The 14,424-nt window shown below is 38.3% G+C and carries 14 protein-coding genes and 1 tRNA gene; 8 read left to right on the forward strand and 7 right to left on the reverse strand.

The annotated features are described in order from the left end of the window. From MQE36_RS00815 to MQE36_RS00825, 3 genes are all read left to right on the forward strand, one after another. Positions 1-171 (forward strand): type II toxin-antitoxin system antitoxin, encoded by a 171-nt coding sequence (locus tag MQE36_RS00815; protein ID WP_242937315.1) that lies wholly within the window; start codon positions 1-3, stop codon positions 169-171. Continuing rightward, positions 171-989: an HAD family hydrolase gene (locus MQE36_RS00820; RefSeq protein ID WP_242937316.1), complete on the forward strand. Its 819-nt coding sequence runs from the start codon at positions 171-173 to the stop codon at positions 987-989. The genes MQE36_RS00815 and MQE36_RS00820 overlap by 1 nt, the downstream gene beginning before the upstream one ends. A gap of 186 nt (positions 990-1,175) precedes the next feature. Continuing rightward, on the forward strand, positions 1,176-3,038 hold the full coding sequence (locus tag MQE36_RS00825; RefSeq protein WP_242937317.1) for a M61 family metallopeptidase: 1,863 nt from the start codon (positions 1,176-1,178) through the stop codon (positions 3,036-3,038). Positions 3,039-3,110: 72 nt separating this feature from the next. Here the strand turns inward: MQE36_RS00825 and MQE36_RS00830 are convergent, their stop codons facing one another. The 4 genes from MQE36_RS00830 to MQE36_RS00845 all read right to left on the reverse strand — a co-directional run bounded on the left by MQE36_RS00830 (position 3,111) and on the right by MQE36_RS00845 (position 7,539). Next, complete coding sequence (locus tag MQE36_RS00830; protein WP_242937318.1) at positions 3,111-3,542, reverse strand: hypothetical protein; 432 nt, start codon at positions 3,540-3,542, stop codon at positions 3,111-3,113. Positions 3,543-3,676: 134 nt separating this feature from the next. Further along, positions 3,677-5,317 carry a SulP family inorganic anion transporter gene (locus MQE36_RS00835; RefSeq protein WP_242937319.1) on the reverse strand — a complete coding sequence of 547 codons (1,641 nt, stop codon included), beginning with the start codon at positions 5,315-5,317 and terminating at the stop codon, positions 3,677-3,679. Between the two features lie 145 nt (positions 5,318-5,462). After that, positions 5,463-6,857, reverse strand: a complete 1,395-nt coding sequence (locus MQE36_RS00840) for a sensor histidine kinase (RefSeq protein ID WP_242937320.1) — start codon at positions 6,855-6,857, stop codon at positions 5,463-5,465. Beyond that, the gene (locus MQE36_RS00845) at positions 6,841-7,539 is read right to left on the reverse strand and encodes a response regulator transcription factor (protein WP_242937321.1); all 699 of its coding nucleotides are present in this window, start codon (positions 7,537-7,539) and stop codon (positions 6,841-6,843) included. The genes MQE36_RS00840 and MQE36_RS00845 overlap by 17 nt, the downstream gene beginning before the upstream one ends. Positions 7,540-7,709: 170 nt before the next feature. Here MQE36_RS00845 and MQE36_RS00850 point away from each other — a divergent pair, with 170 nt between their 5' ends. From MQE36_RS00850 to MQE36_RS00870, 5 genes are all read left to right on the forward strand, one after another. Next, positions 7,710-8,438 (forward strand): DUF4369 domain-containing protein, encoded by a 729-nt coding sequence (locus MQE36_RS00850; protein ID WP_242937322.1) that lies wholly within the window; start codon positions 7,710-7,712, stop codon positions 8,436-8,438. Between the two features lie 450 nt (positions 8,439-8,888). Continuing rightward, on the forward strand, positions 8,889-9,365 hold the full coding sequence (locus MQE36_RS00855; protein ID WP_242937323.1) for a DUF4822 domain-containing protein: 477 nt from the start codon (positions 8,889-8,891) through the stop codon (positions 9,363-9,365). Positions 9,366-9,828: 463 nt separating this feature from the next. Beyond that, positions 9,829-10,686 carry a helix-turn-helix domain-containing protein gene (locus tag MQE36_RS00860; protein WP_242937324.1) on the forward strand — a complete coding sequence of 286 codons (858 nt, stop codon included), beginning with the start codon at positions 9,829-9,831 and terminating at the stop codon, positions 10,684-10,686. Between the two features lie 121 nt (positions 10,687-10,807). Continuing rightward, positions 10,808-12,145 carry an amidohydrolase gene (locus MQE36_RS00865; RefSeq protein WP_242937325.1) on the forward strand — a complete coding sequence of 446 codons (1,338 nt, stop codon included), beginning with the start codon at positions 10,808-10,810 and terminating at the stop codon, positions 12,143-12,145. A gap of 20 nt (positions 12,146-12,165) precedes the next feature. Continuing rightward, positions 12,166-12,834 carry an ankyrin repeat domain-containing protein gene (locus MQE36_RS00870; protein ID WP_242937326.1) on the forward strand — a complete coding sequence of 223 codons (669 nt, stop codon included), beginning with the start codon at positions 12,166-12,168 and terminating at the stop codon, positions 12,832-12,834. Positions 12,835-13,008: 174 nt separating this feature from the next. Here the strand turns inward: MQE36_RS00870 and MQE36_RS00875 are convergent. From MQE36_RS00875 to MQE36_RS00885, 3 genes are all read right to left on the reverse strand, one after another. Continuing rightward, a tRNA-Thr gene (locus tag MQE36_RS00875) sits at positions 13,009-13,082 on the reverse strand. A 58-nt stretch (positions 13,083-13,140) separates the two neighbouring features. Next, positions 13,141-13,410, reverse strand: a complete 270-nt coding sequence (locus tag MQE36_RS00880) for a hypothetical protein (RefSeq protein ID WP_242937327.1) — start codon at positions 13,408-13,410, stop codon at positions 13,141-13,143. Positions 13,411-13,451: 41 nt separating this feature from the next. Next, complete coding sequence (locus MQE36_RS00885; RefSeq protein WP_242937328.1) at positions 13,452-14,420, reverse strand: type I phosphomannose isomerase catalytic subunit; 969 nt, start codon at positions 14,418-14,420, stop codon at positions 13,452-13,454. Positions 14,421-14,424 lie beyond the last annotated feature (4 nt).

The raw sequence follows: 14,424 nt of genomic DNA on the forward strand, positions 1-14,424 counted from the left end.
ATGTCTAAGAAAAAAGCATTTGCATTAAGAATCAATGAAGATATGCTCAAAGCTATCGAGAAATGGGCTGCTGACGAATTTCGCAGTACCAACGGGCAGATTGAGTGGATGCTGATGCAAATTCTGAAACAAGAGAACAGAGTACCTAAACATAGTAAAGACAAGGAATAATGCCGCACAAAATTATTTTTACCGATATCGATGGAACATTACTGGATAAAAACCGCGATGTATCTGAACTGACCATATCTGAAATCAACCGGATTAAAGACGCCATCCCCATTGTTCTGGTTTCCGCGCGAATGCCTAAACAGATGTATTATATACAGGACAAGTTAGGGGTAAAAGATCAGCCGCTTATTTGTTATAACGGGGCTTTGGTTATCGCCGGCAATAACATTATCCATAACCTCGAAATACCTAACAATCTTATAGAAGCCATCATCCACTATAACGAAGCCATTTCAGAAGAAAAGTTTCACATCAGCCTGTTTAACAACAATGAATGGTATGTTGAAACGTACGACTACTGGGCCAAAAGAGAAGAAAACAACACCAGGGTCAGTCCGGATATCAGATCTAACACAGAAACCTTAAATAGTTGGAAAACGGCAAACAAAGGAGCCCATAAAATCACCTGTATGGGTGAAGCCCGTCTCATAGAAGAGGCCTTCAGGTATTTTAGTACCGAATTCGGCAATCATTTACACCTGTACCGATCAAAAGACACTTACATTGAAATTGCTCCCAAACAAGTTTCCAAACTAACAGGCATCCAAAAATTACTAGATCAACATTTTAATATTTCCATCGAAGACGCTGTAGCTTTCGGAGATAATTACAACGATACCGAAATGATAAATGCCGTAGGTCATGGCGTAGCTGTAGCCAATGCCAGGGATGAAGTTAAAGCCGTAGCCAATGCCGTAACACTTCATCATAAAGAAGATGGTGTCGCAAAACATATTGCCGAATTATTCATCGACTGAGACAGACACAGCTGAACCCCTATATTGACACCATCACAAAAAGGAATTCGTTTAAAACATCAAACACATTTTCCTCCTTGCATGAGGCTTAAGACGCTTCATGGTAATTTACTTAAAGGAGTGTTAAATACTGTAACAATATCGACCAGACTAACACTATTATACTAGAACACTAAAAAGACACAAATGAAAAAGGTATTCATTACTGTTCTCGCGGCTTCCATTCTGTATAGTTGCGGACCGAAAGTAAATGACTTAGCAACAAATCTTCCTGTAAATGCAAATGTAGATTTGGTAAATGTACAAAACGATAAAATTAAAGTAGAGGTAGATCCGGGAAGGTTCACATCGACAACTGTTAATTTCTACATCCCTAAAACCGTTCCCGGCACCTATAGTAATAACGACTATGGCCAGTTTATAGACAACTTCAGGGCTTTTGATTATGAGGGGAACCTGTTGCAATCGAACCGTATTGATAAAAATACCTGGCAAATCCCGGATGCCGCCAAACTCGACAAGGTCACCTATTGGGTAAACGATTCTTTCGATACGGAAACTCAAATGGATGAAGCCGTTTTTTCTCCCGCAGGAACCAACATAGAAGCCAATACCAACTTCTTTTTAAACCTGCACATGCTGGTTGGTTATTTTGATAACCTGGAACAACGTCCGTACCAGATTTCTTTTACGCATCCGAATGGATTCGTTGCTTCCACATCGCTACCGAAAATAGCTTCCAAAGACGAAAGAGCCAATACCGATACTTTTTACGCAACCCGTTATTTTGAAGTTACTGATAACCCGGTGATGTATTCAAAATTAGATAGCGAAACCTTCACGGTCAATAACATCGAAGTTACCTTGTCTGTCTATTCTCCTAATAATATCTACAAGGCATCAGACATAAAAGATGACATGGAGCGCATGATGAAAGCCCAAAAAACATTTTTAGGGGACATCAATGCTACTAAAAACTATCACATCCTTCTTTATCTTAGCACAGGAGAAGATGATGATGCTACGGGATTCGGAGCATTGGAACACCACACCTCAACAACAGTAGTACTACCTGAAGCCATGCCGAAAGATGCTCTTACAGAATCAATGATCGATGTGGTGTCGCATGAATTCTTCCACATCGTAACACCTTTATCGGTACACTCGGAAGAAGTTCACTATTTTAATTATAATGCTCCGGAAATGTCTGAACACCTTTGGATGTATGAAGGAGTTACTGAATATTTCGCCAACCTTTTTCAAATCCAGCAAGGACTTATTTCCAACGAGGAGTTCTATAACCGGATCAACGAAAAAGTTGAATCGGCAAAAAACTACGACGACAATATGTCCTTCACGATGATGAGTAAAAACATTTTAGAAGAACCTTACAAGAGTAACTACATTAATGTTTATCAAAAAGGAGCTCTTATAGGTATGTGTGTCGACATCATTATAAGAGAACAAAGTAATGGCGAAAAGGGTATTCTCTGGCTTATGAAACAGCTTTCTGAAAAATACGGAAAAGACCGGCCTTTTAAAGACGATGCCATCATTGACGAAATAGTTTCCCTTACCTATCCGGAAGTAGGACAGTTTTTCACTAAACACGTTATCGGAGACACCCCTATTGACTATACGGAGTTCTTAAACAAAGTGGGACTTGAATTTGCATCCAGGATGCAAGAAACCGGATATCTGATGAACGGACAAATACCATACATCGATGTAACCCCGGGCTCTAAAGAAATTTTTATCCGAAAAACAAAACTTAACTCTTTTTTAACCGACCTGGGAATACAAGGTGGCGACATCATTCAATCTATCAATGGTACTGCTTACAATCTGGACAATATACGTGAAATGGTCATTGGTTCATTTGGATGGCAACCGGACCAGGACATTACTTTTGTTGTAAAAAGAGATGGTAAAGAAATTACCTTAAAAGGCAACACAAAAACACCAATGGCTGAAGCAACTTCAATTGTCGAGGATATAAAAGCCTCAGAAAAGCAAATAACCCTTCGCAATGCGTGGATGAAAAACTAAATATCAGAAATACAGTTCTAAAAAAGAGGCCGAACTACCTGAGTTCGGCCTCTTTTTTTCTTACACACTTGGTTAAACCAAAACTACCTGAGCATCCGAAGGTAGTTTATTTATAATCTTACTCTTCTCATTAAGTCCCAGTGCTTTTCTCAGCCCGGCTTTCTTTTCCTCAGTAATGGCCACTATGTCTATTTGATATGTTTCTACCGCCTCTACAATGGCATCGTATTTATTCCTGTAGCAAGAATCGGTAATAATCGTAAATTCAGGCAGGTAGCTATATTCTTTCAGCAGTCCTTTCTTCAAAGGCATTAACACTTCCAGCGCATCATCCTCAAAAGTATCTTTCAAAGCTGAGATCATTAATTCTGCAGGCCTCTCTTTACATCTGGACACATAGAGCAATACGACATTCAAAGCTTCATTTCTATACCTGTCTACAGTATTTTTCAGGTCAGCTATCGTTATTTTTTTATCTGTTATCGGTATCAGTACGTTTTTCATTCTTTTTCGTTTTAATGGATATAAAAATTGGAAAATGCGAAGAGGATGACCCCCTACTGCCCCCTCTTCGCCATTGTAATTAATAAACTGCCGTTTTATTAATTATACTAACTAACCAACTAACTATATTAAATTTATGCACTCTTCTTGTAATTCCCTACCAATCTCTTGTGAGGCACTTCCAGTTTTGGTTTCTGCTTTATTTCTCCATTCTTACCAAACTCAGGAATGTCTTTAAAATGAACTTTAATATTCTTTTCGTGTGCCGTATTCTTAAAATTATATATCACTTCCAATGCGTCATAATCTATCTCTTTAGTTCTCGATCCGTCGACCAAAACCTCCCTGTTTTCCGGCAAGTGCTCAAATGTAAGCTGTAAGCTTGCTTTGTTCAGGAAAGAGACATGCTCACTGAGCTCAATCCTAATAAGCGGTTCTTTTTCTTTTTCTTTTTCTTCTTTCACTTCCTTAAAGAAATAAGGCACTTTATAATTAGCTCTTAATACGTAGAAGATCCCAACCGACATCCCTATCAAGATCCCGACCAGCAGATCCGTAAACAAAATACATGTCACCGTCACAAAGAAAGGGATAAACCTGTCTTTTCCTAATAAGAACTGTGCCTTATACAATGACGGTTTAGTAAGCTTAAACCCTACCATGATAAGAATAGCAGCCAGCGCAGATAAAGGAATCATATTCATAACCATAGGGAAAATAGCAACAGCCACCAACAATAAAATACCGTGATATACTGCTGACATTTTGGTTCTCGCTCCGGAATCAAGGTTTGCTGAACTTCTAACAATTACGGCTGTAATTGGCAAACCACCGATTAAACCTGAAACTATATTACCAACCCCTTGTGCTTTAAGTTCTGCATTCTGTGGTGTCCTTCTTTTTAATGGATCAAGCTTATCAATAGCTTCAACACTTAATAGTGTTTCTAAACTCGCTACAATGGCTAGTGTAAACGCCGTTACATAAACAGCAGGATTTGTCAATATCGCAAAGCTTGGCGTTGTAAATACCTCCTTAACCGATTCCATCTCTGAAATTATAGGAAGGCTTACCAGGTGAATAGGATCGATGGCTAAATTAGGGGCTAATAATCCGAACAACTGATTGATAACAATAGCCATAACCACTACCAAAACCCCTGCCGGTATTCTTTTTAAGAATCCATTATTTTTAATTATTGGTCTATCCCAGAATATCATCAGCAATAGCGAGAAAATACCAATTAACAAACTTCCAACTTCCATATGTGTGAAAGCCGCAAAGAAATCAGAAAATGTATTACTACCATCTGATTGTAAAAACTTCATTTCTCCGAATGCATCAGCTGTAAAACCGATTAAATAAGGAAACTGTTTTAAGATTAAAATAAGTCCGATAGCTGCTAACATTCCTTTAATTACCGATGAAGGAAAATACAGTCCTATTATACCTGCCTTAAGAAAACCTAATGCCAGCTGAATAACGCCGGCCAAAACCACAGCCATTAAAAAAGCTTCATAGCTACCAAGACTATCTACTGCATTTAATACAATAACCACTAATCCTGCAGCAGGACCACTCACACTCAGGCTCGATTTACTCAACAACCCGATAACAATACCTCCTACGATACCGGAAATTAATCCGGCAAACAAAGGAGCTCCAGATGCTAATGCAATTCCCAAACACAATGGGAGTGCTACCAAGAAAACAACAATACTCGACGGAATGTCGTACTTAGCTGCCTTTACATAGGTTCCAAAAAGATTCTTCATAGTTTATTTTATTTATTCGCGTTCAAAATGTGGCATAACAAGCAGTATTTGTACTTAAAACAATGATATAGCTCGTTTTGAACGGCAAGAATAGACCGAAGAATTAAGAAGTGGTTAAAAAAGAGATTAGAGCGGGATTAGAAATTTATTTCCTCACTATAATATGCTGATTCTGATGCGGTAAGACAACCTCAACCCTGGTACCTGTATTTACTTCTGAAGTAATATGTAATTGTCCGCTATGAAGTTTTATAATTCTGTAAGTAAGCGGCAACCCTACTCCAAAACCCTTTACCCCCCTAACGTTGGATGCCCTGAAAAAGGGTTCGAAAATATTTTTGAGTTCATCCGGGGGAATCCCAACCCCTTCATCTATAATGGTTACAACGACATTCTCGCCTCTGGCCGAAATTTTAATCACGACCCCTTTATTCATAGAGAATTTAGCGGCATTGTCTATAATATTATTAAAAGCTACACTCAACAAGCTTTTATTGCCCTGCACTACCAGGTCGTCAGGATCTGAGGGAAGCTCCGAGAAGTCAAAATTTATTTTACTTTCCGGATGAATATTATCAAAGTCCCTTTGTACCCCTATAACAAGTTCATCTATTCTGACAGCTTCAATGATCAACCCTTTATCGTCAAACTCGGTTTGTGCAAGTTTCAACAAACCATTCACCAGTATATCCAGACGAATAGCCTCCTTCTCAACCTTGATCAGGGAATTCTTATATTCCTCTCCCGACCTGTCGCGGTTAAGGGTGATCTCTATTTCTCCCAGGATGGCCGTCAACGGGTTCTTAAACTCATGGGATGCACTGCTGATAAAATTACTTTGCAGATCGAAGGATGTTTCCAGCCGGTCGAGCATATTGTTAAAGGTAGATGCCAACTGCCCCATTTCATCTTTACTGTCATTTTCCTCTAACCGCATGTGCAGGTTCGTTGCCGTAATCTTATTCACCTTACGGATCATTTCAGATATGGGATTAATGACTTTGGATGCATAGTACCTGCCAAACAAATAGGTAAGTAAAATACCTATCATGAAGCATATAGCCAGCGTTTTACGCAAATTGGTCAGTTTCGCCTCTCCGTAAATATCCTTGGCGCTCAAGACGATCAAAAAATGTGCGCCCTTGTATTTCCTTAACAGGGCATAATAAAAGACCTCATTGGGGTGATAATGATATTGTGCAAAACCTTTTTCAATAGCCCGCCTATAAAAAGAATCATCCAGATCGAATGTGTTCTTGTCGATTAACCGCTTGCCAATTACATCGACTTTTAATACCGTTTCTTTTTCTTCCGGCAATATTTGTAAATGTTTAAGTCTGATCTCGTTGTAAATGGTAGCGTTTAGTTCATCTTCCTCAAACAAAAACTGCGAAGCTATGGTAGCTCGTTTACTCAATCGCAGATAAAATTCATTATGAGTATATTTTTGCGCAAAGAAGTATATCAGTATAAACACACTAATAAGCAACAAGCTGGTAAGCATCGTAAAGTTTCGTGTTATTCTATCGCGAACCTTCATAATCTTCTTTCATTATATACCCCATACCAATAACGGTATGTATCAGTTTAGACCTAAAGCCTTTTTCTATTTTATTACGCAAATAATTTACGTACACGTCCACCACATTGGTTCCCATATTAAAACCTATATCCCAAACACTTTCCAGTATATCGATACGTGACAGCACCCGCCCTTTATTTGTCATAAAATATTCAAGCAAGCGATATTCGGTGGAGGTAAGTTTTATCTCCCTGTCTTCCCGTTTAACCGTTTTGGCATCCAGATCTAGCTCAAGGTCCGAAATAGTAAGTACCTGATCTGTTTCGGCCGAAAGATTTTTTCTTCTCGATAAAGCCCTCAACCTCGCCAGCAATTCTTTAAACTTAAATGGCTTTACCAGATAATCATCAGCTCCGGCATCTAAACCGGTAACAATATTTTCGGTTGTTCCCAACGCCGTTAACATTACAACCGGAACTTCGACAAAACCCATTTTGCGGATTTCTTTAACCACCTCCAGGCCATTAACTCCAGGCAGGATAATATCGAGTACCGCCGCATCTATTTTCTTTTGTTTTAACAACGCCAAACCCGTAGTACCGTCATATGCCAGAAAAACGTTATAGCCTTCTTCCTCCAATCCTTTTTTTATAAAGGCAGCCACGTTTTGTTCGTCTTCAACTACTAAAATGTTTTTCATATGCTACACGTCGGTTATTCTCAGGGCAATTTAATATTAAAATGCAGAATTAGACAAAAATAGTTTTTATAGCTGTGTACTTTTCTGAAGATTTCTAATATTTTTGTCGCAAGACACCGAATTAAGAAATATTTAAGAACCTAACAACAGCTTGTTGAAACTATAAAACAATGAAAAAGATATTCGCACCTGTTTTTGCAGCCATTCTACTGGGGGCATGCGGCAAAGAAAAGACCAACCTGCATATAACCGGTAACATAGAAGGCCTGAAAAAAGGAACCCTGTATTTGCAGAAAATAGACAGCAGTACATTTGTAAAGATAGACTCCATGGTTATAGACGGCGATGCACATTTTAAATTTAACACCTATATCGAAAGCCCTGAAATGATATATCTATCGCTTGAAAAAGCTGACGGGATTGCGAACAATGATTTGCTGGAGGTCTTCGCCGAACCGGGAGAAATGACGATCAATACCACCCGTAATTATTTTATTGCCGAAGCAAAAGTTGAAGGATCCGAATCGCATAACAAGTTGATTGAGTACAAAAAAATGATCTCCAAATTCACCGATCTAAACCTCAATTACTTAAAAGAAAGCCTCAATGCCAGTAAGAAAGGTGACTCCGTTACCTTTGACTCTCTGCAAGACCTTTCGGAAAAGAATGCCAAAAGAAGATATTTGTACACATTAAATTTTATTCTTAACAATAAAGACTCGTACCTGGCACCATATCTGGCGCTTACTGAGACATACAACGCCCGTTTAAAATATTTAGACTCTATCAACAACACCCTTACAGAAAGAGTGTCCAATTCTAAGTATGGGAAAGAGTTAGACGATTATATTAAAACCATCCGAGAGCAGGAAAAACAAAACGATAGCATACAAGAGTAAAGACCTCAGAGTAAGCTCGCAAGGCATTAAAATGGGGAAATCGCAAAACGTTCCGACGCAAATCCAATAAAATTCCTGTAGGAACATTTTACAAGGGCAAGTCCAATGAAATTCCTGTAGGAACATTTCACAAGGATAAACGTCGGAGCATTTAAATCTCGATGATCGAGTAAATTTATTCAATACAAAGAAATTGGAAAAAGAAAAAACAGCAGTTTATAAACAGGTGACTCTCTTCCGCACACCGGATTATACTGCGAAGCTACACATTCAATACGCTCTAAATTAATTTCTATTACATAGAAAATCTCCTGCTTATTTTTATAAATACATAAAAGGTTCGTATTATCCGCTTTTATGTATCGTTATAAATATCACAAGCATAAACATAAAAAGAACAAATCTTCCAAGCGCGAATATACTTTCTTTGCCCCATAAAAACATGTAATAATGAAACACTTAAAAAAATTAACAACAGTCTTTTTCATGACATTAACCGGTGCGGTCCTTCTTAGTTGTAGCAATGATGATGACAGTACCACAGAAAAATTAACTCCAAGTGAAAAATTAGCAAGTACCGCCTGGGAAACTACCGGGGCTGTAAACAATGAGGGAGAAAATATAGCACTGACAGATCCCAATGTTGCTAACTTTGTAGGTTTTGCGTATTTCAAAACCGATGGTACCTTTACAATGTTTAATCTTGACGATTCACCAAAACTACAAGGCGATTGGTCTGTTTCTGCAGACGGTTCCACCCGTACCATTATAGCAAAAAATGATGCCGGGGAAGAATTATTTACTCGTGTAGTTGATATAACAGTATTAACCATGGAAGAGTTTACATATAGAATTTTTCCTGATAGTGAGGATGAAGGTATCTATTTCGATATTATACATACACCTACCAATCATGTTGAACCATGATGACTTCAGGTAAATAACCTATGGTTTTAAATTTAATATGGATTAAGCAGGATTCTTTCTGTTTAATCCATATTTTTTTTATAAATTCCACAAGCATACCTCTCTCAGAGAAATCTTATGAGGCATTTATATAAAACATATTGGTTTCTAGGTAATCTCAAAGCCTCTAAACCCGGCTAGCTTTTTAAAGAGTAAACAACCTCGGACAAGCCCACGAGAGAGCCAAGCGTAAAGAAAAGGTCTGGTAGACCTTTTTAGCTATGGAGCCAGCTGGCACATGGCAAAACATTTCGACGCAAGCCCTGTGAAACTCCATTAGGAACATTCCACAAGGGCAAGTCCAATGAAACTCCATTAGGAACATTCCACAAGGATAAACGTCGGAGCATTTAAATCTCGATGATCGAGTAAAAATATGTTTGTTTTGTATTAAACACTACCCGCAACATTTAATTTCCGGCTTATGCAAAATCATAAAGAAGGTTCGATACCTATCATAAATATCGAGGCGTTTCGAAAAGGACAGTCAGCCGGAAGGGATGAAATTTTATTTAATGAACTGTACGGTGAAAGACATATAGAAAAACCTCATAAGCATGATTTCTTTATCATCATACTTTTTGAACAGGGTCAGGGCTTTCACAATATTGATTCTATAGATTATCCCATCGGCAACCACGAAGTACATGTATTATTTCCCGGACAGATGCATAAATGGTCGATCAGAGCCGGAACAGTAGGCTATCAGCTCATGATAGAAAAATCCTTTTTCGAACACTTTGCACCTTACTTCAGGTTTTCATTTACCAACTATCAAAATCATCCGGTAATACAACTAACCGATAACGCCTTTCAATTGCTGCTTTATGAGTTTCACGCAATTAAAAACGAACTGAAAAAGGAAAACTCCCTTGCACAACTCATTAGTGCCCGTGCAGCAGTCATTGCTACAATAGTAAGCAGGGAGGCCGAAAACATCTTTACTGAATTCAAAGTTTACCAATCCAATCCCCGGCTTGCAAAGTTCAATATGCTGATTGATGAATTCTTCAAGGAACAAAAATATGTTAGCTTTTATGCCGAAAAACTACATATTTCTGCCAATTACCTAAATATTTTATGCAAAAAACACTTAAAAGTGTCTGCTACACACCTGATACAGATACGCTTGTGTACTGAAGCCAAAAGACTACTCCATAGCACCACACTCTCCGTTAAAGAAATTTCCTTTCAACTTGGATTTGTAGACCATGCCTATTTTTCCAATTTTTTTAAAAGCAAAACCGGAATGTCGCCTACCTCATTTCGAAAAAAAAGATAAATTTTACAAGTATTGACAGGAATCTTTCATCAGTTCGGAGTGAATGTCTATGTATTTTTGTACCAGGTAGTTTTCGATTCAAGACTGCCTTAGGGAAAAACAAATCAACCTAATAACAAATATGAAAGAGTACAATATAACACGGAAAGAATTCATCAGGAGTTCAGCATTGAGTTTTGCAGGATTAACCCTTACACCAACACTAATGAATGCACAATCGGACAGTAGGAACCAAACGGCAAATAGCATAAAAACAAAAAAGCGTTATACCTTAAAAAATGTACGTTTAGAAACAGGTTTTGAGTATGAAGATGGTGAAGTGATTGCGACAAGAACCAGACTTTTTACCGTAGAAATAGAAGACGGTAAAATTAAAAAGATCAGTCCAAACAATAATGACACGAATGCTATAGATGCCAAAGGAATGCTTATGCTCCCCTCTTTTAAGGACATGCATATCCATCTTGACAAAACTTTCTATGGAGATAAATGGCAAGCTGTAAAAAGAAGAAGAGGCGGTGTAAAAGGTATGATCGCATTAGAACAGCAGATGTTGCCTGAAATGCTAAAAAGCTCTACTTACAAGGCTGAAAAAATGATAGAACTGTTGCAATCTCAAGGTTCATCATTTGCCCGTAGTCATGTAAATATTGAGCCAACATCAAAACTGAAATCTCTCGAAAACTTACAAAAGGCTTTAGAGCATAAAAAGGACGTTTTCGGAGCTGAGTTGGTAGCTTTCCCACAACATGGCGTATTTTATACCGATTCTGTTTCTTATATGAAAGAAGCGGCCAAAACCAATATTGATTTCATAGGTGGTCTGGATCCATACAGTATTGACGGAGCCATCGAAAAGACAATGGATTTTACGGTACAACTGGCCCTGGACAACCAAAAAGGAATAGATATCCACTTACACGAAACCGGTGAATCTGGATTAAAAACTGTTGAATATCTGATCGATAAGGTTCAAGAGAATCCGGAACTGAAAGGAAAAACCTACTTGAGCCACTGCTTTGTCCTGGGAAGATTGGATAAAGCTAAACAGGAAGAGATTTCTGAAAAACTAGCTAACGCACAAATAGGTATTATTTCTACCATTCCTTTTGGTGGTTTGATTATGCCCATCCCTACCTTAACTAAACACGGGGTAAAGGTCATGACCGGAAATGACAGTATTGTAGATCATTGGAATACTTTTGGTACCGGTAGCGTTTTGTACAAAACTAATCTCGCAGCACAATTATACGGGCAGGTTACCGAATTCGGACTATCCAGAATGTTAAAACTGGCTACAGCCGGACCGACACCCTTAGACGACAAAGGCGTACAACAATGGCCCAAAGCAGGTGATGCCGCTGATGTGGTACTGGTAGAGGCCGGTTGCTCGGCTGAAGTGGTTTCACGGATGTCACCTGTCCGATCATTAATCTATAAGGGGAATATTGTTTTTTAATTTTTTTAATAAGAAAATGTATGAAGACTATCTTGTTCTTACTGATATTCACTGCTACAACTTTTTCGTATCATTCAACTACAAAAGAAAATGAAATGAGCATACAACAAGAAAAGAATATTATCAATCTGGTGATCAAAAACGACGTGCAAAGTGTAAAAAAAATGTTGGAAAATGGCGCTGAAGTAAATACTGAAGATAATAATAAACGTTCTTTGTTATTGATAGCAACCAATAAAGGATATTATGCAATGGCCAGGCTACTTGTAAAACACGGCGCAGATGTTAATCAGCAGGCTGTCAATTTGGACAGCCCTTTTCTCTATGCCGGTGCCAGCGGACAAACCGAACTGGTTCGGTTATTTTTGGAGAATGGAGCAAAATTCGATGTCTTTAACCGCTATTACGGTTCGGCTTTGATACCTGCCTGTGAACGCGGTCATGTGGAAACAGTCCGTTTATTGGCAAATACCAAAAACTACCCAATAGATCACATAAACCGTTTGGGCTGGACAGCATTGATGGAAGCCGTAATTTTGGGAGACGGCAGTAAAAAATATCAACAAATCGTCCAAATATTGAAAGAAGCCGGAGCGAAACCGGATATTCCCGACCATGATGGCGTTACCCCTCTCCAACATGCCCAAAAAAGGGGCTTTAAAGAAATTGTGGATTTACTAAAACCATAGGCTTATACGAAAACCGGAAACGGAGTCGATTAGTCTACCAGCTTAGAGCAGGATCGCCTGGCTTTAAAAAGAAAAAGGATTAATGATCCGGATTAATCCCGATTGTCGGGTAATTGGTTTGAAAACAAAAAAGCTTCCCTGTTTTGGAGAAGCTTTTTTAGTATTTAATGCTTGAGCCGATAGAGGGACTCGAACCCACGACCTGCTGATTACAAATCAGCTGCTCTAGCCAGCTGAGCTACATCGGCATTGCGGCTGCAAATATAAACCTGAATTCCATATTTGCAAACGCTTTTTATATTTTTTTTAGCTCAGTTTATTGATTTTCTCAACCAGTGTATTGGCCTTTTCTTCCAACTCCTTGTTAACCTGCTTTAAATGAGCTTTTCTATTTTCTACCGACTTGTCATTCACCTTGGCAATTAACGCATCGAATCCTTCTATTGCTTCGTTAATTATTTCATCCCCGGCTTCAGAGTTTGACTTATTAGCTGCTATTTCCCATATGTAAACAGCTTCAATAATATCTCCGAATACAAAATTGATATCCTTCTTTAAATTTTTAATACTCGCCATAACTACTTAATTTTATATTGGTTGCAAAAATACGCTAATTTCTAGATATATACCTCTAAAATTTTTGCGTTGTCTGCTTTTAGATTAACTTCAGCAATAGCAGCAGGAATTAAAACAGTTTGTCCTTTTTTAACGATTTCTTTAAAATCTCCCACGCTTATTTCCACCTCTCCGTCAACACACATATATATAGTAAACGAATCTCTGTCTAGTTGATGCTCCAGTTCCCCTGACACATCTATATAACTGGTCGTAAAATACGGACAGCTAACCATATCGTTCGGAACGTTCTTCTCTTTGGTATAATGTACTTTAAAATCGGCCTTAGCTTCATAATCTATAGCATCTAAAGCCAACTCAGTATGCAATTCCCTGGTATTTCCCTCTTTATCCCTACGGTTAAAATCATAAACCCGATATGTTACATCTGAAGTCTGTTGAATTTCGGCCAACAGGATTCCGGCTCCTATAGCATGTATTTTACCTGTATTGATAAAGAATGTATCTCCTGTATCAACTTCCTCATAATTAAGCAATTCCAGCAAGGTGTTTTCTTCAAGATGTTTAACATACTCATCTTTTTCCACATCTTTATTAAACCCTACGATAAGTCTCGATCCGGGATCAGCCTGCATTACATGCCACATTTCGGTTTTTCCAAAAGAATTATGACGCTGTTGCGCCAATTTATCATTCGGGTGTAACTGAATTGACAGATCTTGTTTTGCATCTATGAATTTGATTAGTATCGGGAATTTTTTTCCGAAACGGTCCATCACACTCCGCCCGAGTAAATCTGTTCCCATCATCTCAATAGCTTCCGTTAAGGTTTTACCTGCCATAGAACCATTACTGATTACAGACACATCTCCTTCTACATCGCTTAATTCCCAGCTTTCACCAATAAGATCACCTTCAGAATCTTTCTCTAAAACATCTTTTAACTTGGTCCCTCCCCATAGTCTTTCTTTAAAAATCGGGGTGAATTTTATAGGATATAACGTATTCATTATT

Origin of the sequence: Zhouia spongiae (assembly GCF_022760175.1) — a bacterium.
GTDB lineage: Bacteria > Bacteroidota > Bacteroidia > Flavobacteriales > Flavobacteriaceae > Zhouia > Zhouia spongiae.

Coding starts and splice junctions, on each gene's coding strand:
- MQE36_RS00815 (WP_242937315.1), top strand. CDS start 1: ATGTCTAAGAAAAAAGCATTTGCATTAAGAATCAATGAAGATATGCTC.
- MQE36_RS00820 (WP_242937316.1), top strand. CDS start 171: ATGCCGCACAAAATTATTTTTACCGATATCGATGGAACATTACTGGAT.
- MQE36_RS00825 (WP_242937317.1), top strand. CDS start 1,176: ATGAAAAAGGTATTCATTACTGTTCTCGCGGCTTCCATTCTGTATAGT.
- MQE36_RS00830 (WP_242937318.1), bottom strand. CDS start 3,542: ATGAAAAACGTACTGATACCGATAACAGATAAAAAAATAACGATAGCT.
- MQE36_RS00835 (WP_242937319.1), bottom strand. CDS start 5,317: ATGAAGAATCTTTTTGGAACCTATGTAAAGGCAGCTAAGTACGACATT.
- MQE36_RS00840 (WP_242937320.1), bottom strand. CDS start 6,857: ATGAAGGTTCGCGATAGAATAACACGAAACTTTACGATGCTTACCAGC.
- MQE36_RS00845 (WP_242937321.1), bottom strand. CDS start 7,539: ATGAAAAACATTTTAGTAGTTGAAGACGAACAAAACGTGGCTGCCTTT.
- MQE36_RS00850 (WP_242937322.1), top strand. CDS start 7,710: ATGAAAAAGATATTCGCACCTGTTTTTGCAGCCATTCTACTGGGGGCA.
- MQE36_RS00855 (WP_242937323.1), top strand. CDS start 8,889: ATGAAACACTTAAAAAAATTAACAACAGTCTTTTTCATGACATTAACC.
- MQE36_RS00860 (WP_242937324.1), top strand. CDS start 9,829: ATGCAAAATCATAAAGAAGGTTCGATACCTATCATAAATATCGAGGCG.
- MQE36_RS00865 (WP_242937325.1), top strand. CDS start 10,808: ATGAAAGAGTACAATATAACACGGAAAGAATTCATCAGGAGTTCAGCA.
- MQE36_RS00870 (WP_242937326.1), top strand. CDS start 12,166: ATGAAGACTATCTTGTTCTTACTGATATTCACTGCTACAACTTTTTCG.
- MQE36_RS00880 (WP_242937327.1), bottom strand. CDS start 13,410: ATGGCGAGTATTAAAAATTTAAAGAAGGATATCAATTTTGTATTCGGA.
- MQE36_RS00885 (WP_242937328.1), bottom strand. CDS start 14,420: ATGAATACGTTATATCCTATAAAATTCACCCCGATTTTTAAAGAAAGA.